Below are 827 nucleotides of genomic sequence, written 5' to 3' on the forward strand. Positions count from 1 at the left end.
AGCTATGCGATTTAGTCTCTACAGTTTTATGCCGAAAAGTCTCTACAAACGAGTAGGTAAGTAGCACGATTTTTTTAATAAATAGTCTGGAAAAAAGATCAGATTTACGGACTTTAAAAAATTAGCCCTTGTTTTGCACAATGTGCTCTGATATCAAACGTTTCAATGTTTAATATCATTCGTTAAACGAAGCTAGCGATTTTTAAGTTTAGAAACAAACCAAATTGTTTCCTGTATTTAACTTGCAAATAGAAATTTAAACACCCTTTAGTTGTCACTAAAACAGTTTTTTTTTAAAAGTAAGCTATCTCATAAATTTGGAGAACCTTTGGCGCTAATAAAAAGGATGACGCTATAGGCTATTACGAGGTCATTTACCATAACACTAGTATTATAAAAACAGTATCCTTAACTTCAAGCTTTGGAGCAGTAAATATTTCCATTGGTAGTAATCCGCTTTATAAACAATTAAAAGCGAGTAATCCTAAGTTTAATACTTTCGATTTTAGAGTGCTACAGTATAGTGCGTTTTTTTAGAGTTTGGTAGCTACTTTTGAATAATGGGTTTTTGAAGAGGTTCGTTTAACGGTTTTGTTTATGATTAGTTGCGTGTTTAAGCAACTAATTTAGCAAACAAATCACAGATAGAAAATTCCAGCGGAATTTTCGTAAGTCGGCAGTGACCTAGCAATTAATTATACACGTCTTAAGTTTACAATTCATTAAATTAGATAAATAAACAGAAAAGACAAAAGAGAGGAGTAAGGTTATTATATACGCAGAAGCCTAGACTTCGTCAACATTGAAAATCCCCTCTCTTTTCTACA

The 827-nt window shown here is 31.9% G+C and carries 1 pseudogene; it reads left to right on the forward strand.

The features are described 5' to 3' along the window. Nucleotides 1–390: 390 nt before the first annotated feature. Nucleotides 391–537 (forward strand): annotated as a pseudogene (locus tag ACVC5O_RS02120) (uracil-DNA glycosylase family protein); the annotation flags it as partial. Nucleotides 538–827: the final 290 nt, after the last annotated feature.

The organism is Lacinutrix salivirga (assembly GCF_053604675.1).